Origin of the sequence: Paraburkholderia phenoliruptrix, from assembly GCF_902859825.1 — a bacterium.
Classification (GTDB): domain Bacteria; phylum Pseudomonadota; class Gammaproteobacteria; order Burkholderiales; family Burkholderiaceae; genus Paraburkholderia; species Paraburkholderia phenoliruptrix.
In genome coordinates this window covers 12,473-37,986 of the sequence record NZ_CADIKB010000019.1, presented here as the reverse complement: position 1 = coordinate 37,986, position 25,514 = coordinate 12,473, and the positions used below count along the sequence as shown (strand labels likewise).

The 25,514-nt window shown below is 63.1% G+C and carries 26 protein-coding genes; 20 read left to right on the top strand and 6 right to left on the bottom strand.

Features of this window, described 5'->3' with window-relative positions; translation table 11 throughout:
• Positions 1 to 115: 115 nt before the first annotated feature.
• Entirely contained in the window at positions 116 to 1,072 is a 957-nt protein-coding gene (gene gcvA / locus HV711_RS19045; RefSeq protein ID WP_035485921.1) for a transcriptional regulator GcvA, read from the top strand.
• Positions 1,073 to 1,192: 120 nt separating this feature from the next.
• Here the strand turns inward: gcvA and HV711_RS19040 are convergent, their stop codons facing one another.
• Positions 1,193 to 1,912 carry a FadR/GntR family transcriptional regulator gene (locus HV711_RS19040; protein ID WP_013587285.1) on the bottom strand — a complete coding sequence of 240 codons (720 nt, stop codon included), beginning with the start codon at positions 1,910 to 1,912 and terminating at the stop codon, positions 1,193 to 1,195.
• Positions 1,913 to 2,244: 332 nt separating this feature from the next.
• Here HV711_RS19040 and HV711_RS19035 point away from each other — a divergent pair, with 332 nt between their 5' ends.
• The 9 genes from HV711_RS19035 to HV711_RS18995 all read left to right on the top strand — a co-directional run bounded on the left by HV711_RS19035 (position 2,245) and on the right by HV711_RS18995 (position 13,156).
• Positions 2,245 to 3,534, top strand: coding sequence for an MFS transporter (locus HV711_RS19035; RefSeq protein ID WP_175145196.1), 1,290 nt, complete (start codon positions 2,245 to 2,247; stop codon positions 3,532 to 3,534).
• A gap of 53 nt (positions 3,535 to 3,587) precedes the next feature.
• Positions 3,588 to 5,135 carry a UxaA family hydrolase gene (locus tag HV711_RS19030; protein ID WP_028362647.1) on the top strand — a complete coding sequence of 516 codons (1,548 nt, stop codon included), beginning with the start codon at positions 3,588 to 3,590 and terminating at the stop codon, positions 5,133 to 5,135.
• A gap of 58 nt (positions 5,136 to 5,193) precedes the next feature.
• Positions 5,194 to 6,429, top strand: a complete 1,236-nt coding sequence (locus tag HV711_RS19025; protein ID WP_035485918.1) for an alpha-hydroxy acid oxidase — start codon at positions 5,194 to 5,196, stop codon at positions 6,427 to 6,429.
• 241 nt (positions 6,430 to 6,670) lie between these two features.
• Positions 6,671 to 7,705 carry an ABC transporter substrate-binding protein gene (locus HV711_RS19020; RefSeq protein WP_035485915.1) on the top strand — a complete coding sequence of 345 codons (1,035 nt, stop codon included), beginning with the start codon at positions 6,671 to 6,673 and terminating at the stop codon, positions 7,703 to 7,705.
• Positions 7,706 to 7,739: 34 nt separating this feature from the next.
• Positions 7,740 to 9,221 carry a sugar ABC transporter ATP-binding protein gene (locus HV711_RS19015; RefSeq protein ID WP_035485913.1) on the top strand — a complete coding sequence of 494 codons (1,482 nt, stop codon included), beginning with the start codon at positions 7,740 to 7,742 and terminating at the stop codon, positions 9,219 to 9,221.
• The gene (locus tag HV711_RS19010; protein WP_035485912.1) at positions 9,218 to 10,168 is read left to right on the top strand and encodes an ABC transporter permease; all 951 of its coding nucleotides are present in this window, start codon (positions 9,218 to 9,220) and stop codon (positions 10,166 to 10,168) included. Before HV711_RS19015 ends, HV711_RS19010 begins: the two co-directional genes overlap by 4 nt.
• Positions 10,165 to 11,151: an ABC transporter permease gene (locus tag HV711_RS19005; protein WP_035485909.1), complete on the top strand. Its 987-nt coding sequence runs from the start codon at positions 10,165 to 10,167 to the stop codon at positions 11,149 to 11,151. Before HV711_RS19010 ends, HV711_RS19005 begins: the two co-directional genes overlap by 4 nt.
• A 47-nt stretch (positions 11,152 to 11,198) precedes the next feature.
• The gene (locus tag HV711_RS19000) at positions 11,199 to 12,107 is read left to right on the top strand and encodes an SMP-30/gluconolactonase/LRE family protein (RefSeq protein ID WP_035485907.1); all 909 of its coding nucleotides are present in this window, start codon (positions 11,199 to 11,201) and stop codon (positions 12,105 to 12,107) included.
• 29 nt (positions 12,108 to 12,136) lie between these two features.
• Complete coding sequence (locus HV711_RS18995; RefSeq protein ID WP_013587294.1) at positions 12,137 to 13,156, top strand: ABC transporter substrate-binding protein; 1,020 nt, start codon at positions 12,137 to 12,139, stop codon at positions 13,154 to 13,156.
• Between the two features lie 275 nt (positions 13,157 to 13,431).
• Here the strand turns inward: HV711_RS18995 and HV711_RS18990 are convergent, their stop codons facing one another.
• Genes HV711_RS18990 through HV711_RS18980 form a run of 3 tightly spaced genes read right to left on the bottom strand, consistent with a single transcriptional unit; the run spans position 13,432 to position 15,775 of the window.
• Positions 13,432 to 13,815 (bottom strand): glyoxalase/bleomycin resistance/extradiol dioxygenase family protein, encoded by a 384-nt coding sequence (locus HV711_RS18990; RefSeq protein WP_035485905.1) that lies wholly within the window; start codon positions 13,813 to 13,815, stop codon positions 13,432 to 13,434.
• A complete protein-coding gene (locus HV711_RS18985) occupies positions 13,812 to 14,996 on the bottom strand; it encodes an MFS transporter (RefSeq protein ID WP_051224836.1) in 1,185 nt (394 codons plus the stop codon). The genes HV711_RS18990 and HV711_RS18985 overlap by 4 nt, the downstream gene beginning before the upstream one ends.
• Positions 14,993 to 15,775 carry a DeoR/GlpR family DNA-binding transcription regulator gene (locus tag HV711_RS18980; RefSeq protein WP_035485902.1) on the bottom strand — a complete coding sequence of 261 codons (783 nt, stop codon included), beginning with the start codon at positions 15,773 to 15,775 and terminating at the stop codon, positions 14,993 to 14,995. The genes HV711_RS18985 and HV711_RS18980 overlap by 4 nt, the downstream gene beginning before the upstream one ends.
• Before the next feature lie 175 nt (positions 15,776 to 15,950).
• Here HV711_RS18980 and HV711_RS18975 point away from each other — a divergent pair, with 175 nt between their 5' ends.
• Positions 15,951 to 16,196, top strand: coding sequence for a heme-binding protein (locus tag HV711_RS18975; protein ID WP_244142701.1), 246 nt, complete (start codon positions 15,951 to 15,953; stop codon positions 16,194 to 16,196).
• 248 nt (positions 16,197 to 16,444) lie between these two features.
• Here HV711_RS18975 and HV711_RS18970 read toward each other — a convergent pair whose 3' ends face one another.
• Positions 16,445 to 17,347: a LysR family transcriptional regulator gene (locus HV711_RS18970; RefSeq protein WP_028362658.1), complete on the bottom strand. Its 903-nt coding sequence runs from the start codon at positions 17,345 to 17,347 to the stop codon at positions 16,445 to 16,447.
• Between the two features lie 136 nt (positions 17,348 to 17,483).
• Between HV711_RS18970 and HV711_RS18965 the strand changes: the two genes are divergently transcribed.
• The 7 genes from HV711_RS18965 to maiA all read left to right on the top strand — a co-directional run bounded on the left by HV711_RS18965 (position 17,484) and on the right by maiA (position 23,072).
• Positions 17,484 to 18,470 carry an FAD-binding oxidoreductase gene (locus HV711_RS18965; protein ID WP_035485900.1) on the top strand — a complete coding sequence of 329 codons (987 nt, stop codon included), beginning with the start codon at positions 17,484 to 17,486 and terminating at the stop codon, positions 18,468 to 18,470.
• 38 nt (positions 18,471 to 18,508) lie between these two features.
• Positions 18,509 to 19,765 carry an aromatic ring-hydroxylating dioxygenase subunit alpha gene (locus HV711_RS18960; protein WP_035485897.1) on the top strand — a complete coding sequence of 419 codons (1,257 nt, stop codon included), beginning with the start codon at positions 18,509 to 18,511 and terminating at the stop codon, positions 19,763 to 19,765.
• A gap of 1 nt (position 19,766) precedes the next feature.
• Positions 19,767 to 20,240 (top strand): aromatic-ring-hydroxylating dioxygenase subunit beta, encoded by a 474-nt coding sequence (locus tag HV711_RS18955; protein ID WP_028362661.1) that lies wholly within the window; start codon positions 19,767 to 19,769, stop codon positions 20,238 to 20,240.
• 8 nt (positions 20,241 to 20,248) lie between these two features.
• A complete protein-coding gene (locus HV711_RS18950) occupies positions 20,249 to 20,572 on the top strand; it encodes a non-heme iron oxygenase ferredoxin subunit (RefSeq protein ID WP_013587303.1) in 324 nt (107 codons plus the stop codon).
• A 9-nt stretch (positions 20,573 to 20,581) separates the two neighbouring features.
• The gene (gtdA, locus tag HV711_RS18945) at positions 20,582 to 21,628 is read left to right on the top strand and encodes a gentisate 1,2-dioxygenase (RefSeq protein WP_035485895.1); all 1,047 of its coding nucleotides are present in this window, start codon (positions 20,582 to 20,584) and stop codon (positions 21,626 to 21,628) included.
• Positions 21,629 to 21,712: 84 nt separating this feature from the next.
• Entirely contained in the window at positions 21,713 to 22,411 is a 699-nt protein-coding gene (locus HV711_RS18940) for a fumarylacetoacetate hydrolase family protein (RefSeq protein ID WP_035485892.1), read from the top strand.
• Between the two features lie 16 nt (positions 22,412 to 22,427).
• Positions 22,428 to 23,072, top strand: coding sequence for a maleylacetoacetate isomerase (gene maiA, locus HV711_RS18935; RefSeq protein ID WP_035485889.1), 645 nt, complete (start codon positions 22,428 to 22,430; stop codon positions 23,070 to 23,072).
• A 25-nt stretch (positions 23,073 to 23,097) separates the two neighbouring features.
• Here the strand turns inward: maiA and HV711_RS18930 are convergent, their stop codons facing one another.
• Positions 23,098 to 23,559 (bottom strand): MarR family winged helix-turn-helix transcriptional regulator, encoded by a 462-nt coding sequence (locus tag HV711_RS18930; protein ID WP_015001782.1) that lies wholly within the window; start codon positions 23,557 to 23,559, stop codon positions 23,098 to 23,100.
• A 138-nt stretch (positions 23,560 to 23,697) separates the two neighbouring features.
• Between HV711_RS18930 and HV711_RS18925 the strand changes: the two genes are divergently transcribed.
• The gene (locus HV711_RS18925) at positions 23,698 to 24,213 is read left to right on the top strand and encodes a flavin reductase family protein (protein ID WP_035485886.1); all 516 of its coding nucleotides are present in this window, start codon (positions 23,698 to 23,700) and stop codon (positions 24,211 to 24,213) included.
• Between the two features lie 70 nt (positions 24,214 to 24,283).
• Complete coding sequence (locus tag HV711_RS18920; RefSeq protein ID WP_035485882.1) at positions 24,284 to 25,513, top strand: acyl-CoA dehydrogenase family protein; 1,230 nt, start codon at positions 24,284 to 24,286, stop codon at positions 25,511 to 25,513.
• Position 25,514: the final 1 nt, after the last annotated feature.

Sequence of the window (25,514 nt, the reverse complement as noted above, 5' to 3'; positions counted from 1 at the left end):
GATCGCAAGGGCGTGCGCGTGCAGGGCGTAAAAGTTGGACAGACGATTTTATGGCCGCACGATTGCGCGATTCAACTGAGCTAATATCGCGGCAACAGAGACAAAAAGTCACGTCATGAATAGAGGCCCACGCGTCGCAAACAAACGAGACGAACTTCCGCCGCTCAATGCACTGCGAGTGTTCGAGGCAGTCGCCCGTCATGGCAGCTTCGCGGAGGCCGCCACGGTTTTGCATGTCACTCATTGGGCCGTGGGAAAACAGATCAGACTGCTCGAGGACTGGTTCGGCGTGCCCCTGTTCGAGCGGCGCCCGAGGGGCGTTGTGTTGACGGATGAAGGCGCCGCGCTGCTGAACGACGTGAGCCAGGCGTTCGAGCGCCTCGGCGTGGCGGCGGTGCGTCTGCGCCACAATCGCTCGACACACCGGATATCGGGCGTCGTGCGAGCCAATGTGCCGATGAGTTTCGCGCTCTGCTGGCTGCTGCCCCGTCTTGCCGATTTCCAGGCGCGTTATCCCGAGGTGGACGTGAGGGTGTCGACTACCTCGCGCAAATTGCGCTACGTCGGTGACGCCTTTGATATCGGCGTGCGTTCGGGACCCGAAGAGGGCGCCGGCGTGGTCTCCCGTCCATTGATGCCCGACTTGCGCGTGCCTGCCTGCAGCCCGGCACTGCTGCGTCAGCGGCCTATTCAGGTCGTGACCGATCTGCGCCATCACACCTTGCTGCACTCCGCCACGACGCGTGCCGCCTGGTCTCACTGGTTGAAGGAAGCCGGCGCGTCCGACTTGCGGGCCGCCCGTCATGCCGAGTTCGACCACGTGAATCTCCAACTCGGTGCAGCCGTCGAAGGTCTTGGCGTGGCGCTGGCATCACTGCCGCTAATCAGGCGCGATCTTGCAGAAGGGCGTCTTGTGTGCCCCATCGCCACACCGGCCTGGCGCGCCGACGACTACATGCTGGTGAGAAGTACGGGACGCGTCGACGACAATGCTGTGGCCGCATTCGAGCAATGGCTCACGCGGATGGCCGAGCACGAGGCCGAGCCGCTCGCATCGGCGGGTTCCCAGTGATGGGCGCCCCGCCCGACCGCCGCGAGCCCGGCATCGAGGCTCACGCGAAGCCTGCTCGAAAAAAGCTTCCCGCCATGCGTCAACGACAAACTGCCGTTGGATGTGCATCGGCCGTTGCTTTCAGCGCCGCTGCGCATTCGGCCGCCCGCCGGCAATCACCCGTTCCAGCGACATCTTCAGGTGACGCTGCATGCTCGCCTGAGCCTGGATCGGATCGTGCGCTTCGAGCGCTTCGAGGATCACGCGATGCTCGTCAGGAACGGCGCCCCAAGTGCTCTCGTTTTCAAAATGGCCGCGCAGCTTTTCGGACAGCGGACTATGTCGCGCATCGAACAGTGAACTGACGGTGCGCACGAGCACCTCGTTGCCGGTCATCTGTGCGATCGCGAGATGAAATGCGCGGTCGGCGGCGACCGGAATCCGTCCCGCCGAGACTTCGCGCTGCATTTCTTCGTACAGCTCGCGCAGGTGCTTCAGGTCCTTCGCTTTGCAAAACGGGGCAACGCTCGCCGCGATCGAGCCTTCAATCACACAGCGCGCCCCCATGATGTCGAGCAGGCTGTCGCCGAGTTCGGCGCGCGACAAGGGCTCCTTGCCGTGCGTCGGCGGCGTGGGGCACACGTAGACGCCTGAGCCCATACGGATTTCCACGAGCCCTTCCAGTTCCAGCGCAACCAGCGCCTCGCGTACCGACGGGCGCGACACGGCCAGCGTTGCGGCGAGCGCGCGCTCCGAAGGCAAGCGGCCGTTCGGCGCGAACTCCGGCTGCGCAATCAGATCGCGCAGCTTTTCCGCGATCTGCAGATAGAGGCGGCGAGGGTCGGCGGGTTTGTCTGTCACAAGCTGTCCTGGCGAGGTGGCGCGCTGGCGTGACGACGCGCCGTTGAGGCGAGCGCCGATTGTAGATCGAAGCGCGCTGCCCGCAAACGGCGAAACGCGGCGCAACACGAGAGGTGTGTCCAACCCGGGGATTTCCCGAATTTCCCCAAAATTGGCTTGACCACTCGCCCAGTCGCATTTTAATTTGTCGGATCTGGTAAGGCCAGACAAGTTCTTGAGTGCGGCGCGGGTACCGCGCAACGGCGATGTGCTGCGCGCCCCAATCGCACGATGGCCCGCATTGCGCGCGGTTAGGGAACCGGTCCCATATTCGATAATGGAGGAGACAAGCTATGCGCAAAATGCGTTGGGTGGTGATTTTTCTAAGCTTTCTGGCGATCGCGGTGAACTACATCGATCGCGCGAATCTGGCGGTCGCAGCGCCCGAGATCGAAAAGGCGCTCGGCATCGGACCGGCGCAGATGGGCTTCATCCTGAGCGGCTTTTTCTGGACTTACGCGTTGATGCAGATGCCGTTCGGCTGGTTTGTCGATCGCGTCGGCGCACGCATTGCGTTGCCGCTCGCCGTCGGCTGGTGGTCCGTGTTCACCGCGCTGACCGCGGCCACCAGCAGCGTGGCGGGCATGTTCGGCTGCCGGCTGCTGCTCGGCGTCGGCGAGGCGGGCGCGTATCCGTCGTGCGCGAAGCTCGTGAGCCAGTGGTTTCCCGTCAAGGAGCGCGCGCTCGCGACGAGCATCTTCGATAGCGGCTCGCGTGTGGGCTCCGCGCTGTCGATTCCGGTCGTCGCGCTGATCATCAGCTCGGTCGGCTGGAAAGCGGCGTTCGTCATCACCGGTGCGCTCGGCGCGGTGTGGATTCTCGGCTGGTTCGTGATCTATCGGAACCCCGAGCCGCTCGATACGGGCAGCTCGAATGCGGCCGCCAGCGCGCCCGTCGCCGGCCAAGGCCAACGCCAACGCGTCACCTGGAGCTCGCTGTTTCGCCACCGCACGCTGTGGGGAATGATGCTCGGCTTCTTCTGCCTGAATTTCGTGATCTATTTTTTCATCACCTGGTTCCCGAGCTATCTCGTGCAGACGCGCGGCTTCTCGCTGAAATCGCTCGGCACGCTCGGGATGATTCCGGCGCTGATCTCCATCCCCGGCGGCTGGCTCGGCGGCTATGTGTCGGATGCGCTGTTCAGGCGCGGCTGGAGCCTGACCGCTGCGCGCAAGACATGCATGGTCGGCGGCATGCTGTTGTCGTCGGTGATCACGCTGTCGGCATTCACGGCGAACGTCTATCTGATGCTCGCGTTCTTCGGCATCGCATACGGCAGCCTCGCGTTCGCCGCGGCCAGCATCTGGTCGCTGCCGGGCGACGTCGCGCCGACGCCGGACCATGTCGCGTCGATCGGCGGCATTCAGAACTTTGCGTCGAACCTTGCGGGCATCGTGATCACGACTTTCACCGGCGTGATGGTCGCGATGACCAAGGGCTCGTTCACGATTCCGCTCGTCGTGGCCGGCGGCTTCTGCTTTCTCGGCGCGTTCAGCTATCTGGTGATCGTGGGGCGCATCGAACCGCTGTCCATGGCTTCCGATACCGAAGAAGCGTCGACGCGTGTGGGCTCGGCAGTCTGACGTAGCCGGCAGCCGGGTAGCGGGCCGCCATCCATTCCATTCGAGGCCTTCTTATGTTGACTCAAGCTAGCAGCGCGCCCCAGGTGATTCGCCTGCATCCGAACGACGATGTGATCATCGCGACCCGGCAGCTCCTGCCCGGCACGCGCATCGACGCCGAGCGACTGGTCGTGACGGGACTCGTTCCGCCCGGCCACAAGGTGGCCACGCGCGACATTGCGAAGGGCGAACCGGTCAAGCGCTACAACCAGATTATCGGTGTGGCGCGCGAAGCGATCGCGCGGGGCCAGCACGTGCACGTGCACAACCTCGGCATGTCCGAGTTCTCGCGCGATCACGCGTTCGGCGCCGACACGCATCCGACCGAGTACGTGGCCGAGCCGGCGCACTTCATGGGTATTCGCCGCGACGACGGCCGCGTGGCGACTCGCAATTACATCGGTATCCTGACGAGTGTGAACTGTTCGGCCACGGTCGCGCGCGCGATCGCCGATCACTTCAGGCGCGACGTGCGCCCCGAAGCGCTCGCCGACTTCCCGAACGTGGACGGCGTCGTCGCGTTGACGCACGGACTCGGCTGCGGCATCGACATGCAGGGAGAAGGCATCGCCGTATTGCGCCGCACGTTGGCCGGCTACGCGGTGCATCCGAACTTCGCGTCGGTCGTGTTCGTCGGACTCGGCTGCGAAACGAACCAGATCGACGGCGTGCTCGAAGCGGCCGGCCCGGCCGGCAAAGCGGCGAAGCTGCGCAGCTTCACGATTCAGGACAGCGGCGGCACGCGCAAAACGATCGAGCGCGGCGTCGCGCTCGTCAAAGAGATGCTCGCCGACGCGAACCGCGTTGAACGCGTGCCGGTGCCCGCGTCGCATCTGTGCGTCGGTCTTCAGTGCGGCGGTTCCGACGGCTATTCGGGCATTTCCGCGAATCCCGCGCTCGGCGCCGCGGTCGACCGGCTGGTGCGGCACGGCGGCACCGCGATCCTCTCGGAGACGCCGGAGATCTACGGCGCCGAGCACCTGCTGACGCGCCGCGCCACGAGCCAGGCGGTGGGCAACAAGCTGCTCGCGCGGATCGCATGGTGGCAGGACTACTGCACGCGCAACGGCGGCGCGCTCGACAACAACCCCTCGGCCGGCAACAAGGCGGGCGGCTTGACGACGATCCTCGAAAAGTCGCTCGGCGCGGTCGCGAAGGGCGGCACGACAAACCTCGTCGAGGTCTACGAATATGCGCAGCCTATCGATGCAAAGGGCTTCGTATTCATGGACTCGCCCGGCTACGACCCCGTATCGGCGACGGGGCAGGTCGCCTCGGGCGCGAACCTGATCTGCTTCACGACCGGGCGAGGCTCCGCATATGGCTGCGCGCCGTCACCTTCGCTGAAGCTCGCCACCAACACCGCGCTCTGGGAGCGGCAGGAGGACGACATCGACCTCAATTGCGGCGGCGTAGTGGACGGAAGCGCGACCATCGACGAGCTCGGCGAAGCGATTTTCCGGATGATGCTCGACTGCGCATCCGGCACGCGCTCGAAGAGCGAGCTGCACGGCTATGGACAAAGCGAGTTCGTGCCCTGGCAGGTCGGCGTGGTGACCTGAGCATGGTCACCGGGAAACGCATGCACGCCAGAGAGACGCATAGAAGAGGAGAGCTGTATTGAAACGCCGCCTTTATTCAGGCCGCGACGTGAGCCGCGCGCACAGCATCGACGATCTGCGCGCAATGGCACGCAGGCGGCTGCCTAATTTCTGTTTCGAATATATCGAAGGCGGCGCTGAAACGGAGGCGACGCTGCGCCGCAATCGGGACGTGTTCGACGAAATCGCGTTTTTGCCGCGCACGCTCGTCAATGTCGAACACCGCAACCAGAGCAGCACGCTGTTTGGTCAGCGCACGGCGTCGCCGTTCATGATCGGCCCGACGGGCTACAGCGGACTGATGTTCCGCGAGGGCGACGTGCAGCTCGCGAGCGCCGCGGCGGCGGCCGGCATTCCGTTCGTGCTGAGCAACGCGTCGACGGTCGCGCTTGAAGAGGTCGTGCAACGCGCGGGCGGCCGCGTGTGGATGCAGGTCTACATGTACCGCACGCGCGAGTTCGTCGCGAAGCTTGCGCAACGCTCCCTTGCGGCCGGAATCGAGGCGCTGGTCGTCACGACGGACAGCGCCGTGTTCGGCAAACGCGAATGGGATCTGCGCAACTACATCAAACCGTTGATGCTGGACTGGCGCAACAAGTTCGACGTGCTAGGCCATCCGCGCTGGATGAGCAATGTGCTCTGGCCGAGCGGGATGCCGCGCTTCGCGAATCTCGGCGACCTGTTGCCGCCGGGGCAGACCAGCGTGAAGGGCGCGACGATTACGCTGGGTCAGCAGCTCGATCCGTCGCTGTCCTGGGACGACATCCGCTGGCTGCGCGATCTGTGGCCGAAGCGCCTCGTCGTGAAGGGCGTGCTCGGTGCGCCGGATGCGTTGCGCGCGATAGAGGCGGGCGTCGACGGGATCGTGCTGTCGAATCACGGCGGGCGGCAGCTCGACGGCGCGGTGTCCGCGATGGACGTGCTGCCGGAAGTCGTCGATCAGGTGCGCGGCCGACTCGCTGTGATGCTCGACGGCGGATTTCGCCGTGGCTCCGACATCCTGAAGGCCGTGGCGCTGGGCGCCGATGCCGTACTGCTTGGCCGGGCGACGACCTATGGCCTGAGCGCGGGCGGCCAACCGGGTGCCGCCCGCGCAATCCAGATATTGCAAACGGAAGTGGACCGCGGGCTGGGTCTGCTCGGTTGCAGCGATATTGCCGCGCTGGATCGCAGCTATCTGCGCTGGCGGTCGCTGAGCGCCGCGCCGTCGCGGGTGCACGCGGGCAGCGCGCACGACGCGGTGTCACTCGCGTGACAACGGGAAGACGATGAGCGTGCTGGCTGCCCCAACGGCCGGCACACCCGCCGGCACCGTCGTCGTTACCGGTAACTAAACGGAATTGCACACGCTCACACCAGTCGCTATACTGGCTCCGCAATCGGTGGCCTGACCAAAACCGATTGGCCTGACCGCAGCACGAATCAACGCAGACTGGCGAACGGCGCGTTGTCGATCAAGTCACGGCGCGCGAAGAAAAACGAAAGGAGATGACAGGATGTTCCGTAAAGGAATGAAGGTCAGGGCCGCGCTCGCACTTGTCGCATGCATGCTCGGCAGCGCGGCGCACGCACAGGTCGCCACCGGCGACACGTCGCAAAAGAAAATCGCCTTATCGAACAGCTTCGCCGGCAATGCCTGGCGGCAGTCGATGCTCAAGAGCTGGAACGCGATTGCCCAACAAGCGGTGAGCGACAAGAAAATCGCTGCCGCGCCCGCGTTCACCACCGCGGAAAATCAGGTGACCGAACAGGCGCAGCAGGTGCAGAACCTGATTCTGCAAGGTTATAGCGCGATCGTGATCGACGCGGTATCGCCCACCGCGCTCAACGGTACGATCAAGAAAGCGTGCGCCGCGGGCATCGTCGTCGTGTCGTTCGACGGCGTGGTCGACGAACCGTGCGCGTATCGCGTGAACTTCGACTTCAAGGGCTGGGCCGAGCAGGGCGTCGATTATCTGGCAGCGCGGCTGAACGGCAAAGGCAACATTCTCGAAGTGCGCGGCGTGGCCGGCATTTCCGTCGACAACCTGATGCATGAAGGCGTGCTCCACGGACTCAAGAAACATCCAGGTCTCAAGCTCGTCGGCTCGGTGAACGGCGACTGGACGCAATCGGTCGCCCAAAAGGCCGTCGCCGGCATTCTGCCGACGCTGCCGCAAGTCGACGGCGTCGCGACCGAAGGCGAGATGTCGTTCGGCATCGCGCAGGCGTTCAAGGCGGCCAATCGTCCCGCGCCGCCCATGATCATCGGCAGCACCTATCCGGAACTCGAATGGTGGAGCGAGCAGACGAAAACGGGCTACCAGTCGCGCTCGCTGTCCAACCCGCCGGGCGCGGTCTCGTTCGCGTTCTGGGTCGCGCAGCAGGTTCTCGCGGGCAAGCCTATCCCCAAGGACGTGACCATCAACGTACCGCTGCTTGCGATCTCGCAACAGGAGTTGCCGGCGAAGCTCGCCGCGACGCCGAAAGGCGGTATCGCCGACGTCACCTACACGTTGCCGCAAACCGTGGCCTTGCTCGACAAAAAGTAAGCACACGCGCGACGCCACGCATGGAGGCATGTGAATGGGCGCAACATCAAGCAACGCTCAGCCGGGCGCGCTGATTCGCTTTGAAGGCATCGGCAAGACCTTCGGCCGGGTTCGCGCGCTCGTCGACATCGACTTCGCGTTCATGCGCGGGGAATGCGTCGGCATCGCGGGACATAACGGCGCGGGCAAATCCACGCTCATGGCCGTGCTGGCCGGCGTTTATGCGCCGACGCAGGGACGCATCGACGTGGAGGGACAACCGGCGCCGCATTACGACGCGAACGCCGCGCGCGATGCAGGCGTGCGCTGCGTGTTCCAGGAGTTGTCGCTGTGCGCGAACCTGACCGTCGCCGAAAACATGACGATCGTGCATCCGCAATTGCGCGGGGCCGGCTGGCGCCGCAAGGCCACCGCGTTGATGCGCGAGAAGCTCGAAGAAATCTTTCCGGGCAATGGGCTGAAGGGCAATGAGCTGGTTTCCGATCTGACGCTCACGCAACAGCAGATGGTCGAAATCGCGCGCGGCTTCACCGTGACCGACGCACCGGTGCGCCTTGTGATTCTCGACGAGCCGACATCGTCGCTCGATGCGCATACGGCCGATCAGCTGCTCGCGTTCGTGCGTCGCGCGGCGCAATCAGGCATCACCTGCGTGCTGATCACGCACATGCTGGGCGAAATCGAGCGCGTCGCGGATCGCGTGGTCGTGATGCGCGACGGCGCAATTGTCGGCGTGCTGCCGCGCGACGCGGTGAGCCGCGCGGCGATCATCCGGGCGATGGGTCAGCAGCTCGAAGCGGACAAGGCGCCTTCTGCCGCGCGCGTGCGCGACGCGAGCGGCGCCGAGCGCGCTTTTCGCTGGAATGTCGGCGCGCATAAACGGACTTTGATAGAAGCGTCGCGCGGCGAGATCGTCGGCTTTGCGGGACTCGCCGGCCAGGGTCAGACCGAAGCGTTGTTGTCGATCTACGAGGCCGCGACGCGGCGCGGCGCAGGGCGCGTGAAAGCCGCTTTCGTCGCGGGCGATCGCGGCCGAGACGGCGTGTTTCCGGTCTGGTCGATCGCGCAGAACCTCGACGTGCGCTGGCTTTTCGGCGGCGCAACGCCGAAGCGCGGTCTCGTCGATCGCGCGGCGGCGCGCGCGCTCGTCGAAGCGTGGCGCGCAAAGATCGGCATACGCGGCGCGCCGATGAGCGCGGGCATTCTGTCGCTGTCTGGCGGCAATCAGCAGAAAGTGCTGTTCGCCCGCGCGCTCGCATCGGATGCGGCGCTGATCCTGATGGACGATCCCACGCGCGGCGTGGATGTCGGCACGAAGCGCGACATCTATCAGCTCGTTCACGACGAAGCGCAAAAGGGCCGCACCTTCATCTGGTACACGACCGAAAACGAAGAGCTGTCGCATTGCGACCGCACCTATGTGTTCCGCTCGGCCGCCGTCACGCGCGTGCTCACCGCCGACGAATGCACGGAAGAAGCACTGCTTGCAGCCAGCTTCGAGGAGCAGGCCGCATGACGCCCGCGCGGTTTTCGATCCAGAGCACGCAGGCCCGCCTACGCGCGCTGCTTCCTGCGATCTCGCTGATCGCGGTGCTCGTGCCCATTCTCCTCATGCAGCCCGCGGTGATGAGCTATTTCGGCTCCAGCCTGCTGCTCAATCTGGCGGTGCCGATCGTGCTCGCGACGCTCGCGCAGCTCGCGATCATCACCGTGAACGACCTCGATTTGTCGATCGGTTCTTTTGTGAGCCTCGTGGCGTGCATCGGCGCGACGTTGCTCGTTAAAGAGCCGTGGCTCGGCGCGCTCGCGCTGATCGGCTGCGTGCTCGCGTATGCGGCAGTCGGCGCGCTGATCGAGCTGCGGCAGATTCCGTCGATCGTCGTCACGCTCGGTCTGTCGTTTGTGTGGAGCGGCATCGCGATCGTGCTGCTGCCTTCGCCGGGCGGCACGAGTCCCGGCTGGCTCGGCACCGCCATGAACTATCAGACCCCGCTCATCGCGGCGCCGATCGTGTGGTCGGTCGTGGTCGCGATCATCGGGCACGTGCTGCTGATGCGCACGTCGGCCGGCGTGCGCATCCGCGGCGCGGGCGGCAATCCGCGCGCGATGCGCCGCTTCGGCTGGTCGCTCGTGCGCAGCAAGGCGACGCTGTATGGCATCGCGGGGATCTTCGGCGTGCTGTCGGGTCTGTCGCTGCTTGGCCTCACGACCTCGGCCGACGCCAATCTCGCGCTGCGCTACACGCTGCTGTCCATCGCGGCGGTGATACTCGGCGGCGGCGAATTTATCGGCGGACGCGTGTCGGTGATCGGCGCGGTGCTCGGTGCAATCACGCTGACGCTCGCGGCGTCGTTCCTCGCCTTCCTCAATATCTCGGCGGACTGGCAGGTCGGCATGCAGGGCGCGATCCTCGTCGTCGTGCTGTCGCTGCGCGTGCTGCTGCAACGCGGGGAGCGCCAATGAAATCGCAGGTAACCGGCAGGACAATCGGCGCAGACGAAACCGCGTGGTCGCGCTTGCGCAGCGTTCAGGCGCCGTGGGCGTGGTCGTTCGTCGGCGCGGTGCTGGTGTGGTTCGGCATCGTCGGCGTGTTCGGCTTCGGCATTGCCAGCAATGTCGCGCAGACGGCGCTCACCTACGGCGTGTTCATGGTGCTGGTCGGTCTCGGGCAGATGCTCGTGATCACGTCGGGCGTCGGCAACATCGACCTCTCGGTGCCGTCGACCATCGCGCTCGCGGGCGTAATCGGCATGCACGTCATGGGCGGAGCAGACGGGCGAATCGTGCTCGGTGTCGCGGCCGCGCTCGGCGTGGGTGTCGCGGTGGGCCTCGCGAATTACATGCTGATCAGGTTGCTGCGCATTCCGCCGATCATCGCGACGCTGTCGTCGAGCTTCATGATTCAGTCGATTGCGATCACGCAAGGGCGGCAGCTTCCGCCGCCGCCGCCCGCGCTCGGTGCGTTCGCGACCGGCCGGTTCCTGAACGTGCCGTATATCGCGCTTCTTGCATTGGCGTTGTCGGCCGCGCTGGCGGTGCTGCTGCATCGCGCGGTGTACGGCCGCAAGCTGTCGGCGATCGGACAGAACGCACGCGCCGCGTGGCTCGCGGGCGTCGACGTGCATCGCACGCGATGCGTCGCGTATGTGCTGTGCTCAATGATCGCGGCGCTCACGGCGCTTCTGCTCGCGGCGACCTCGGGCGGCGCGTCGCTCGACATGGGCGTCGAGTACATGCTGATTTCGATTGCCGTGGTCGTGATCGGCGGCACGCTGGTTGCCGGCGGCAAGGCGACGATCGTCGGCGTGTGGGGCGCGTCGATGTTCCTGTTTCTCACGAACGCCGCGCTCAACGCGCTCGGCGCGGATGCGGGCGTGCGCTCGATCGTCTATGGCGTGCTCATCATCGCGGTGACGGTCGCGGCCGGTGGAAAGACGGTGCGGTGAAGAGGCGTCGACCGTTTTTCCGATTCATATCGAGAACGAGAGGAGACATGAAATCCAGCGACTACGAAGTGCATGATCCGCGGTTCAGACGGCTGCTTCAGCCCAATGCATTCCTGAGCCGCCTGACAGACGAATGCCTGTGGGCCGAAGGGCCGGTGTATTTCCCGGCAACCGACCTGCTCATCTGGAGCGACATACCCAACAACCGGATGTTGCGCTGGGCACCGGGCATGGGCGTGGGCGTGTTCCGCGCGCCGTCGAACTACAGCAACGGCAATACGCGCGATCGAGAAGGCCGGCTCGTCAGTTGCGAGCACGGCGCGCGGCGCGTGACGCGCACCGAACATGACGGCAGCGTGACCGTGCTGGCGTCGCATTTCGAAGGCAAGTGGCTGAATTCGCCGAACGATGTCATCGTCGATTCGAATGGCCACATCTGGTTCACGGATCCTGATTATGGAATCCTAAGCGACTACGAAGGGTATCGGGCGGAGAGCGAGATCGGCCGCTGTAACGTGTATCGCATTTCGCCGGACACTACCCGTGTGGAACTGGTCAGCGACGACTTCGTGAAGCCGAACGGTCTCGCGTTCTCGCCGGATGAATCGCGCCTTTATATCGCCGATTCCGGCGCGTCGCACGACGACCGGGCGCCACGTCATATCCGCGTGTTCGACGTGGCGGGCGAGAGCCGTTTGCGCAACGGACGTGTCTTCATCGAAATGCAAAGCGGCGTGCCGGACGGCATGCGCGTGGACGAGCACGGCAACGTGTGGACGAGCGCGGAAGACGGCGTGCATTGCTATGCGCCGGACGGAACGCTGCTCGGCAAGATACTGATTCCCGAGGTGGTCGCAAATCTTACGTTCGGCGGCATCAACCGCAATCGGCTGTTTATTGCAGCGACCTCGTCGATCTATTCGCTTCACGTCGGTGTGCGCGGCGCGGGGCGGTAACGTCACAACATCAAAAACCGGAGACGAACATGAAGATGTCAGCAATCGCGGTGGCGCTGTGTCTCGCCGCGGCATCGGTGGGCGCATCGGCGCAGGTCGCAACCGGCGATACGTCGTCGATGAAGATCGCGCTGTCGAACAACTATGCGGGCAACAGCTGGCGCCAGCAGATGCTCAAGAGCTGGTCGAACGTGGCCGACCCCGCGGTGAAACAGAAGATCGTCGCGGCCGCGCCCAGCTTCACGACGGCCGAGAGTCAGGCGACCGAGCAGGTCCAGCAGATCCAGAACCTGATCCTGCAAGGCTACAAGGCGATTGCCGTCGATGCCGTGTCGCCGACCGCGCTCAACGGCGTGATCAAGCAGGCGTGCGGGGCGGGTGTGACGGTTGTGTCGTTCGACGGAATCGCGACCGAGCCGTGCGCGTATCGGATCGCAGTCGATTTCCAGGGCATGGGCCGCATGCAGGTCGATTATCTGGCGAAGCGTTTGAACGGCAAGGGCAACCTGCTGGAAATCCGCGGGCTGGCAGGCGTTTCGGTGGACGACGAGATTCACCAGGGCGTCGTGGATGAACTGAAGAAGTATCCGGGGCTGAAGATCGTCGGCTCGGTACATGGCGACTGGACGCAGACCGTCGCGCAAAAGCAGGTCGCGGGCATCTTGCCGACCTTGCCGAAGATCGACGGCGTCGTCACCCAGGGCGGCGACGGATTCGGCGCCGCGCAGGCGATCAAGGCCGCAGGACGGCCGACGCCGATCATCATTCTCGGCAACCGTCAGGAAGAGCTTGCATGGTGGGCCGATCAGAAGAAGGCCGGCTACGAGACGATGTCGGTGACAATTCCGCCGGGCGCGTCGACGTTCGCGTTCTGGGTCACGCAGCAGATCCTGGCCGGCAAGAAGGTGCCGCACGATATCCGCATGCCGGTGCTCGAAGTGAAGCCGGACGAACTCGACGCCGTGCTTGCGAAGACGCCGGCGGGCGCGCTTGCGAACAAGGAGTACACGCGCGACGAGGTGGTCGCGGTGGTAGATGGGAAGAAGTGAGCGCGAGCACGGTGCAAACCTTGGCGGTTCGCAGCGAAAAACCAGGAGAGTGGTCGAGTGGATAGGGAAGCGTTCTTCAAGATGATCCGAACCTACTCCGCCATCTCCGACGAGGCAGAGCGGGCGTGGGCTTCGCTGCTCACAGACCACTTTCAGCCATCCGACGTGGCATCCTGTACGACACTCGATCGACTCTACATCGGACAACGAACGTTCTCGCCTAGCCTCTGTAACAGCATCATATGGCACCCCGTCGTCGTCCGTGGTGCGCGCCGTTAGTCAGTAATCTCGATCCGCGTGCCGTCTGGTGTTGCGATTACGGCTTCATAAAACCCATCGCCTGTGGTTCGAGGCGCTGATATGAGCAAGCCATCGGCTTGGCAGCGCCTGGCCAGTTCATCAACCGCAAGCGAGTCTCCAAGGCAAATGGCGAGATGATCCCAGCCGACGCGGTCCATTGACGAACCATTCGCGATCCAGGGGCCTGTCATCAATTCGATCATGGTCTGGTCGCCCCGTAATCTCACGAAGCGTGAGACGAAGCCGGGCCGGCGTTTGCTCTGATAGGCCGCGCCAACATCGGCGTCGAAATATCGACGCCAGAACAGGGCAGCCTCGTCGAGATCGCGCGTCCACAGGGCAACGTGGGCAATGTTCATGAGCAGTCCTGTGGAAGCCGCCGCGTTGCCAGGTGGGCGCAGGCAGGAACGAGACAAAACATCGCGGCTAATACCCAGAAGGCAGTCGGCAATCCGACAGCCTTCGCAATGAAGCCCACGCCAGCAGGTCCGGCGAGATGCCCGGCATAACCCGTCGTCGTGATTGCGGCAACCGCGAACGTTGAAGGCATTGCGCACTGCGACCCGGCGCGCCGGAATAACACTGGCACGACATTCGAAGCGCCGAGACCAATCAGCACAAATCCGCTCATTGCGAGCGGTGCGGTCGGTGCAGTCAGCAGCACGACGAAACCGACTGTTGCGAGCAGTCCTCCCCAGAACATAGTCGCGCGGTCGCCGATGCGCGCGGTGAGCGCGCCACCGCCGAACCGGCCGGCGGTCATGGCGATCGAGAAGAAGATATAGCCCAGTCCTCCGTGCGCGGCGGAAACCAGTCCGGTCCCGGTGACGAGCAAGGCACTCCAGTCGAGCAGCGCGCCTTCGACCAGAAAGGTGATTGCGGCGAGCGCGGCAAGCATGAACACAATGCCGCGCGGCAACGCAAACAGCGGCCCATTGCTCGCGTGTGTCGACACAATCAGACGAGAGCGCGCCGCCGCGATGGCCACGAGCATCAGAACGGCGCATGGCAATGCGCTTGCGAGCATTCCGATGTGCAAGGAAAGCAGGAAAGTCATCACCGTTGCGCCGGCGAATCCACCGACGCTGAAGAGCGCGTGAAAGCCCGACATCAACGGTCGAGCTTCCGCGCGCTCGACATCGACCGCATGAATGTTCATCGCGACATCGAGTGAGCCGAGGAACGCACCAAACGCGAGCAACGCGATGCCAAGCGTCAGCGGCGTACTGACGATGGTCAGCAGGGGCAAAACGACGGCCAGCCCCGAGCCGCCCGCAACGATGATGGGTTTGGCCCCGTACCGTGCACTGAGCGCGCCCGTGACTACCATTGCAATGACTGAGCCGAAGCCGATGCACAGCAGCAGGAGTCCGAGCACGCCGTCATCGACGCCAAGCCGCTGCTTCGCGAAAGGCACGAGCGGTGCCCAGCAAGCTACGCCAAATCCCGCCACAAGGAACGCAAGGCGGGTGGCGAGTCGGGCCGCAGGCAGGCCCGGAGCCGTTGCTCGCGACGCGAGCAGATTGGGCCGGCTGTTCATGGCTTGGCGGGTTCCTGTGCCGGCACAACGGATGCGCCGGCTTTCGACAAGGCCGCACGATGTACGCGCGGCAGATCGTGTTCGACGACTACACAGTCGATCTCTTTGATGGCGGCCACCTTGTAAGGGGCGCGAGCATTGAACTTCTCAGTGAGCGCCAGTACCACGCTGTGCTCGCTGGACGCCAGAACGGCGCGTTTGAAAGTCGCGTCCGCGAGGTCGAACGCACTGATGCCGCTCTTTGGCGAGATCGCGCAGGATCCGATGAAGCATCGATCGATATCCATTTGCAAAACGCTTTGCACGGCGCTCGCATCGACACATCCGCCGACCGCTGGATCAACCGAGCCGCCGACGATGAGCAGACGAATGTCGGATCGGCGCAGCACCGCGGCAGCGATATCGACTGAATTGGTCGCGATGGTGATGTCGGCGTCTTCGGGCAGCAGGTCAACGAGCGCGAAATTGGTACTGCCGCTGTCGAGAAACAAGAGTTCCCCTCGTTGGATTTGAGGAACGGCCGCACGGGCCAATGCCGACTTTTGCTCGAAGGCTCGATCAAGGCGGCCAGCCATCGGCACGGAAGCGGGTGTGATGGGCAGCGCCCCGCCATAGACCCTCCGGCAGCGCCCCTCGGCCGCCAGAGCGCGAAGGTCGCGGCGGATGGCGTCTTCGGAAATATTAAATTCGGCAGCGAGTGCCGCTGCCACGACTGGCTGGCCCTGTGCAAGCCGATTGGCGATCTCATCGCGCCGGGAAAGAGGAATGTCGTCGTTCATGCACCATGATAACGTGCACAAACAAGAATGTAAACGTGCATGAACGTGCACATCGAGGCGCGGCCTCGCGTTGGCACGGCTGCGATGAGCGTCGCATTGAGCCACGGGACGCTGACCGGCCAGCCGACGACCTTCGCAGGCAACATGTGCCGCAGATCGCCGCCGTTCCGTTGACGTGGCCATCGACAAGGCATGGACCGCCGCGTCCTTCGGCATGGCCACGCGCCAATGGAATGAGTACATGGCCGAACCCGCCGTTGCCCCGCTGGCGCACCATCCGCGGCTGACGCCGGTCGGCGGCGGAGTACCGATCTTCCACGAAGGGCGTCTGGTTGGGGGCATCGGTATTTCTGGCGGATCATCCGTTCAAGATCATGAGGCCGCTGAGGAAGCACTGCGCAGCGCAGGGTTTCTGCAATAAGTCGTGTGCCACGCATGAGATGAGGCGCGGGCACGGATGACCGGATCGCTCTCATCGCTGCCGTCGAAGCTCTGGCTGCCTGCGGGCTGGCGCATTCCAATGGCGGCTTTCGAGCGATGCGTTCGAAGACTGGGCGAACGCAAACCGACCCGCTGCGCTCAGACGACCTTCTCCGAAGCGGGCGGCGCAGACAAGCGTGAACCGACCACTCACCGTTTGGCGCACTCAGGCTTACGCGACCACCGCAACTACAGCGAAAACTCGTCGAACACGAGATGCCGCAGCCATTGATTACCCGGCTCGCGATGATTCTTCGCGTGCCACAGCACGTTAATGGCAATGTCGGGAATCCTCACGGGGCAGGGTGCCTCTTCGAGCCCAAACGGAGCGAGTGTCTTTGCCGCGTAGGCTTGCGGTACGACGGCAATCAGGTCGGTCGTCTGAAGGATATGACCGACGGCGACAAAATGCGGCACACGTAGGCGCACGTTCCGTAACACGCCGGCGCGCTCGATCACGTCATCCACCATGCCGTGGCCCGTGCCTTCCGCGACGATCGACACGTGCTCGGCCTCGCGGAATGCGCCGAGCGTCATTCCGGTTTTCGCAATGGGATGACCCTTGCGAAAAATGCACACATAGCGTTGCTTGAAGAGACGGCGCTGAAAAAAGCCTGTCTTCAGATCGGGTATGAAGCCCATTGCCAGATCCACACGCCCCGCCTCCATTTCTTCCTGAAGCGTTTCGGACGTTCTGCGTACCGTGCTGACGGTAACGTTCGGCGCGGCCTTGCCGAGCCGCTTCATGAGCGCCGGCAGGAAATAGATTTCGCCGATGTCCGTCATGGCAACCGTGAACTTGCGCTTGCTCGACGCGGGATCGAATGTCGTGGTGGCGTTCAGTGTGTTGTAGATCGCGCCCAGCGCATAGCCGATAGGTTCTGCGAGCGCCTCGGCGAAGGGCGTCGGGATCATTCCCTTCGATGTCCGAAGGAACAGTTCGTCGCCGAGAAGGCGGCGCAACCGGTTCAACGCGTTGCTGATGGCCGGCTGCGAAATGCCGAGCGTGCCTGCGACGGCCGACACGCGCCGCTGCCGCAGCAGTTCGTTGAAAACCACCAGCAGGTTCAGGTCGATGTCGTGAAGCTCCATGGCTTGTCTCTCGCGTTTTCCCACGCTTCACATTATCACTGCCAGTGATAACGCATATCAAGCGACTTCTATTTATTTATAAATTGGCCGGTCGCATCATGTGCTTCACCAAGACCAGCCCGGAGACACTGGCGCCATGAAGATCACTATCGTGCCGCTGCAACGCACGCTGGATGCGCGTGCCGGAGACAATCTGCTCGATGTTCTGCGAGCCAACGAGGTTCCCGTTTCGTATAGCTGCATGTCGGGCCGTTGCGGCACGTGCCGTTGCCGCGTCGCGTCGGGCCGGGTGCTCACGGCCGGCAATGCGGACTCTCATGCGCCGGTCAACAACGGCGAAGCGGTGCTTGCCTGCCAGACCACGCTCGTGGAGGATTGCGCCATTGAAATTCCGGAGATGGACGAGATCGTCGTTCATCCCGCGAAGATCCTGAAGACGACTGTGCTCTCCATCGAGAACCTCACGCACGACATCAAGCGTCTGCGGCTCAAACTCCCCAAGGCATTCGAATTTTCACCCGGACAGTACGCCAATCTTCAGTTCACGCCTCAGCACGTACGGCCGTATTCGATGGCCGTCACGCAGAATCCCCACGAACTCGAGTTCCACATTCGCGTCGTGCCCGACGGCCGCGTGACTTCCTATATAGCAAACGACCTGAAGGTCGGCGACAGCGTGCGCGTGAGCGGGCCGCTCGGCGCCGCGTATCTGCGCCGCAAGACGGCTGGCCCGATCGTCTGTATCGCGGGAGGAACCGGGCTCGCGCCGATTCTCGCCATTCTGAGGGGTATCGAGCAGGCTGAGATGGCTAACGACGTGCATGTCTATTTCGGTGTGCGATCGAAAGCCGATGTTTACGGCGAACCTTGGCTTGCCGAATTGCAGCAGCACGTCAAACGTATGCGATTTCACGTCGTGGTGGCGTCGGGCAAAGCGGCGGACGACTACCGCAGCGGCGTCGTCACCCAGGCTGTCAGCGACGACTGGCGCGACATGAAAGGCTGGAGTGCGTACGTCGCGGGGGCGCCCGTCATGGTCGATGCCGCGTCGCTCCTGTTGCGGCAAAAAGGCGTGGCGCCCGAGCGCATCTACGCGGACGCATTTCATGCGAGTGGCGTTTGAGCGACCCATAGCGCGAATCATTATTTCTGGAGACTCACATGACCGAGGCCACCGTTGCGTTCCGGCAGCCGGACTGGAAAGACTCAGGCAGTAGCCGTATTCCGTTTTCGGCCTACACGGACGAAGCCATCTACAGGCGCGAGCTCGAGCGCTTCTTCTATTCGGCGCATTGGTGCTATGTCGCGCTGGAAGCAGAGATCCGGAATCCGGGCGACTTCAAGCGCACTGTCGTGGGCGAGCGTTCCGTGATCGTCACAAGGGCGGCGGACGGCGAGATACATGTCGTCGAAAACGTCTGTGCACATCGCGGCGTGCGCTTTTGCCGGCAAAAGTCAGGCAACCGGAAGGACTTCACCTGCCCGTATCACCAGTGGAATTACGACCTGAAGGGCAACCTTGTGGGTGTGCCTTTCCGGCGCGGCGTGAAGCTCGACGGCAAGATCAACGGCGGCATGCCGTCGGACTTCGACCCGAAGGAGCACGGGCTGACCAAGCTGAACGTCGCCGTGCGAAACGGCGTGGTGTTCGCGTCATTCGATCATGACGTGCCGTCGCTCGAAGAGTATCTGGGTCCGACGATCCTGCGCTATTTCGACCGCGTATTCGATGGGCGCAAGCTCACCATTCTCGGCTACAGCAGACAGCGCATTCCCGGTAACTGGAAGCTGATGCAGGAAAACATCAAGGATCCCTATCATCCCGGCCTCTTGCACACATGGTTCGTCACTTTTGGCCTCTGGCGCGCGGACAACAAATCGGAGCTTCGAATGGACGAGCATGGCCGCCACGCCGCGATGATCTCCACGCGCGGCACGGGCGGCAAAGGTGACGTGACAAGCGGCGTGTCCAGTTTCAAGGAACAGATGACCTTGCACGACGAGCGCTTTCTCGATGTGGTCAAGGAAGAGTGGTGGGGCGCACCGACCGCGGTGATGATGACGCTTTTTCCGAGCGTGATCATCCAGCAGCAGGTTAATTCGGTATCCACACGACACATTCAGCCTAACGGCCACAACTCATTCGACTTCGTGTGGACGCACTTCGGCTTCGAAGAAGATAGCGAGGAGATGAAGAGGCGCCGGCTGCGCCAGGCGAACCTGTTCGGGCCAGCCGGTTTCGTTTCCGCTGACGACGGCGAGGTAATCGAATTCTCGCAGGAAGGTTTCGAACAGAAGCCGTTTCATCGAACTATCGCGGAACTGGGCGGGCGCGACGTGAGCGACGCCGACCATATGGTGACCGAAACGCTGATCCGCGGCATGTATCGCTACTGGCGCAGCGTGATGGAGGCTTGAGATGCTTGACTTCGCAACTTACCAGCAACTGCTCACCCTCTACGCCGATTATGCCGCCGCGCTCGACAACAACGAATTGCAGAAGTGGCCGGAGTTTTTTACCGAGCAGTGCGTGTACAAGGTGCAGCCTCGCGAAAACTACGAGCGCGGTTTTCCGCTTGCGACACTCGCCTTCGAGAGCCGCGGCATGTTGAAAGACCGCGTCTATGGCGTGACAGAGACGATCTTTCATGACCCGTACTATCAGCGGCACGTGGTGGGCGTGCCGCGCATCCTGGACGTGGACGCCGAGCGGATCCGCGCCGAGGCCAACTACGCGGTGTTTCGCACGAAGCCCGACGACATCACAAGTGTGTTCAACGTGGGGCGCTACGTCGACACGATTCGGCGAACGAACGAAGGTCTGAAGTTCGAGTCGCGACTCTGCGTGTTCGACAGCGAAATGATTGCCAACTCGCTCATCTATCCGATCTGAGGCTACTCATGACACAGCAATGGACCCAAGTTATCGAGTTGGCTCAAGTGCCCAGCGACGACGTTGTCGCCGTGCAGGCGGCCGGGAAGGAACTGGCCATTTATGGCGTAGATGGCGAGGTATTTGCCACTGACAACATCTGCACGCACGGCCATGCGCGCCTATGCGACGGCTTCCTCGAAGGCCACGAAATAGAGTGCCCGCTCCACCAGGGACGCTTCGATATTCGCAATGGACGTGCGATGTGTGAGCCGCTTACCAGCGATATCAGGACCTATCCGGTGAGGATCGAAGCCGGGAGTGTGTTCGTGAACATCGACCCGCAATCGTAGGAGACACACATGACTGTGCAAACCCGGCATGAAGACCGCGCGGCCTATTATGCGCTGATCGCGCAGCAGGGACTCGCGCCGCTGTGGGAATCGCTGCACAACCTTGTGCCGAAAGCGCCCCGGCCGCAAGCGCAGGCCGCCATCTGGAAGTATGCGCAGATCCGCGAACTCGTGATGCAATCGGGCTCCCTGATCAGCGCTGAAGAAGCAGTCCGGCGCGTGCTCGTGCTCGAGAACCCTGGGCTCGCTGGCAGGTCGAGCATGACGCCGACCCTATATGCGGGACTCCAACTGATCCTGCCCGGCGAGATTGCACCGAGCCACCGGCACACGCAGTCCGCGCTGCGTTTCATCGTCGAGGGCCGCGGCGCATGGACGGCTGTCGATGGCGAACGAACGACCATGAAGCCGGGGGACTTCATCATCACGCCGTCGTGGACATGGCACGATCACGGCAATCCGCCGGTGGACGAAGGCGGTGAGCCGGTGATCTGGCTCGACGGCCTCGACATTCCGCTCATTGCGAATCTCGACGCCGGCTTCGCCGAAACGTATCCCGAGTCGACGCAACCTATCTTGCGTGCAGAAGGGGACAGCTTCGCACGTTTCGGACAGAACATGATGCCGGTGCGTCACCAGTCGAGCGGACCATCGTCACCGATATTCAGTTATCCGTATGAAAGAAGTCGTGAGGCACTGGATGCGCTCTTTCGTCGCGGCGAGCTCGATGCATGGGACGGCGTCAAGCTGCGCTACGTCAATCCGGTTACGGGTGGCTGGCCGATGCCGACCATTGCGGCGTTCATGCAGTTCCTGCCTGGCGGATTTACAGGCAGGACGTATCGCAGCACTGACGCGACCGTCTATTGCGTTGTCGAGGGTGCGGGGGCGGCGCGCATCGGCGACAACACATTCGCGTTTGAGCCTCACGACGTGTTCGTCGTGCCGTCGTGGCAACCGGTCGCGCTTCATGCATCGAGCGACTGCGTGTTGTTCAGCTATTCGGACAGGCCGGTACTTTCAGCATTAAATCTGCTGCGCGAAGAGCGCGCCTGAAGATACAGATCGTGACGGCGCGCGCCGACCGGAATGCATGGCACCCGTCTTTCTTATTGTTCCCACTCAGCGAGCTCTCTTATCATGTCTTTCATTTTTCCTCCTGAAGCACCTGTCAGCCTGCATGTTGCCGGCAACAACGACCGGTTCGCGGTGCGCCGCGTTTACTGTGTAGGCCGCAATTACGCCGCGCATGCGCGCGAGATGGGCTTCGATCCGGATCGCGAGCCGCCGTTTTTCTTCTGCAAGCCTGCGGATGCAGTGGTACCTGCCGTGTATGGCGAAACGCTGCGGCTCGATTATCCGCCGCAAACGCGCAACTACCACTATGAAGCGGAACTGGTGGCAGTGATCGGCAAAGCAGGCTCGAATATCGCGGTCGGCGAGGCGCTTCATCATGTGTGGGGTTATGCAGTCGGGCTCGACATGACGCGTCGCGATCTGCAGATGAAGATGCGCGAGATGGGGCGCCCCTGGGAAATCGGCAAGGCGTTCGATCGCTCCGCGCCGATCGGACCGGTCCATCCTGCCGCCGAGGTCGGGCATTTCACTGAAGGCGGGATCTGGCTCGACGTCAACGGCGTAACGAAGCAGAAGAGCGATGTCTCGCACCTCATCTGGTCGGTTGCGGAGACGGTCGCGGATCTCTCGAAGTACTTCGAACTGCAGCCGGGCGATGTGATCTTCACCGGCACGCCGGAGGGCGTCGGCGCGGTGACCCAAGGCGACACGATGACCGTAGGCGTGGAGCGTCTCGGCCAATTGACCGTTGCGGTCGTATGAGCGGGAGGCGGGCGTGATGCAGTTGCATAGCTTCTTTAACAGCTCGACCTCGTATCGCGTACGCATTGCGCTCGCACTGAAAGGCCTCGACTACGACTATCGGCCGGTCAATATCCGTGCCGGGGACCATCATGAGACGCGCTATGTCGAGCAGGTCAATCCGTCGGCGGCGGTGCCCGCTTTGCAGGACGGCGACTTCACGCTCGGGCAGTCGCTCGCCATCATCGACTATCTCGACGCGCGTTATCCCGAGCCGCGGCTTATTCCGGCCGAGCCTGCACTGCGGGCGCGCGTGCTCGAGCTTTCGTCGCTGATCGCGTGCGACATGCATCCGCTCAACAATCTGCGCGTGCTCGGGTATTTGCAGACGGTGCTGATGGTCTCGCCCGAGCAGAAGGGCGCGTGGTACGTGCACTGGGTGCACGAAGGAATGAAAGGCGTCGAGCGGATTCTGGAACGTCATGGAAGCGGCGCGTGGTGCTTTGGCGACGCGCCCACGCTTGCCGATTGCTGTCTCATTCCGCAGATGGCGAATGCGCAGCGCATGGGCTGCGATTTGGCCCGTTATCCGCGAAGCGTTGCCGTGTATGAGCACGCGCTCACGCATCCCGCGTTCGAGGCTGCAAAGCCGCAAAACCAGCCGGACTGCGTGGCGGCATGAGCCGGACGCTGCGAAAAGCCAGACGTCAGCTTTCGTCAGCGGAGGCGGCGAGTTCTTCTTCCAGTTTGTCGAGCAACAGGAAGATATCGGAGAGGTTTTTCTTCAGTACCTTTAGCGCGGTCGGCGAGAGATTGCCGATTGCCACAGCTTCGAAGTGTTGAGCGATAGGCACGAGTTGCTGAAGCAGTTTTTCCCCGGCATTCGTCAGGCTGATCGCAACGGTGCGGGCGTTGTTCTCGAGCCGGCTGCGCGAGACGAGCCTCGTCTTTTCCATTGTGCCGATCAACCGCGATAGCGTGGAAAGCTCGATGGTGGTCATGTCGGCGAGATCGTTCAGGCGCTGTCCCGGCACCTCGTGCAGCGCGGCCATGACACGGTACATCGGCAGGGTAACCCCGTAGGAGGCGATGCGGCGCGAGAACAGATCTCCCATGCGGACGCCCACGCGGTTCAGCAGATAGGGGAAGGATTCGGTGAACTTGTACACGGTGTGGCCCCTCGATATCGATTGGCGGATTCTATCAAAGCAACAGTTTCGGCTTCATTATTTTCATTGCCAACAGTTGCAAATGAAACTATAGTGGGTGCAACAGGGTGATGAAGCCCGATATTTCAAGGAGACGCCATGGACACCACTGCCGTATCGCCACCACTTGCTCCGCCGGCGCGGGCGCCGATTGCCACTTCCTTTCGGGCCGCGATGCGACGCATCGCATCCACTGTGACAGTCGTGACCGCTTCGGATGGCGAACGTCGTCACGGAATGACCATGACAGCCGTCAGTTCGTTGTCGATGGAACCGCCCTCCATGATCGTCTGCGTGAACCAGAACACGTTCCTCCACGACATCCTGATGTCGGCCAGGTGCTTCTGCGTGAATGTTCTCAAGTACGACCAGGCGGATGTTTCCGCCGCATTCAGCGGAGCCACGCCTGCCGCGCAACGTTTCGATGTGGGCGACTGGAAGCGCATAGCGGAAGGCGGCGTCGACTATCTCGGCACCGCGCAGGCCAATGTGTTTTGCACCAAGGTCGCGGCGGTTCCGTTCGGCACGCACACTATCTTTATCGGTCAAGCGGATGAGGTGCTGCTAAACGAAGACGACCGTCCACTTCTATATAGAAACGCGGCTTATTACTGAGTGACACCAACGCAGATCGGCCCGGCGGATGGACGCACGCGGGCGGGGATCGAATATCTGGAGGGACATCATGTTTGTTGCAGAAAAAGAAGAACGGGCCGTGAATGGGGCTGGGCAGCCCACGGTCGAGCAGATTCGTGCCGGCGTATCCGCGCTCGGCGCAGTGCTTAAATCTCGCGCGCAGAAGGTCGAAGCCGAGCGCCGCGTGCCGATGCAGAACATTGAAGCATTGCGCGACATCGGCTATTTCGATCTCGTGAAGCCGAAGGCATTCGGCGGGCTCGAATATGACTTCTCCGCGCTTGTCGATCTGAACATGGACCTCGCAAAAAGCTGCGCTTCCACGGCGTGGGTGGCGGGGCTTCTCGCGGCGCACCAGTGGCTCGTCGCGTCGTTCGCTGAAGAGGCGCAGCGAGATGTGTGGAGCAGCAATCCCAATGCGCTTGTTTGCGGATCGTATGCGCCTGCGTGTCAGGCACAGGCAACCGAAGGCGGTTACCTGCTCAGCGGACGGTGGAGTTTTGCGAGTGGCTGCGAATGCGCGCAGTGGTCGCTGTGCGCCGCGGTGATTCCACCCGAAGGCGACAGGGATAAGCCGGCGCCCGCGTTCCTGCTCGTGCCCGAGTCCGACTATCGGATCGAGGACACCTGGCATGTAGTGGGACTCGCGGGCACGGGCAGCAAGACGCTTGTTCTCGATAACGTCTTCGTGCCGAAGCATCGCCTGCTGTTCTTCTCGGAGACCACCAGTGGGGAAACGCCCGGTGCGCGCGTCTATAGCGGGAACCCCGGGTTTTCCATTCCGATGTTGAGCGCGATTCCGTCGTGCCTTGCATCGGTTGCGGTTGGGGCCGCACAGGGCGCGTTCGACGACTACCTCGAGCGCACGGCGCGCCGCGTGACACGAGGCGCAGTGGCCGGTGCGCAGAATCGCATGGCTGAATTTCCGACCATCCAGTTGCGTGTTGCCGAGGCCGCAGCGAATACGGATGCCGCGCGCAAGATCCTGCTCAGCGACCTGCGGGAACGCGAAGCCACTGTTGCCCGGCGCGAACGGGTGTCGGTCGAGGAGCGCATCAGGAGCCGGCTCGGACAGGCATTCGCCGTGTCGCTCGCCATTCGCGCGGCAGAGGCGCTTAATGCGTCGACGGGCGGCCAGGGCCTCGATCTTTCTCACCCGGTTCAGCGCGCATGGCGCGACGTCAATGCGGTGGGCCGGCATATCAGCATGAACTGGGACACGGTGGGCACCATGTACGGGCAGATGGCGCTCGGCCTCGAGCCTAAGGGCCAATATTAAA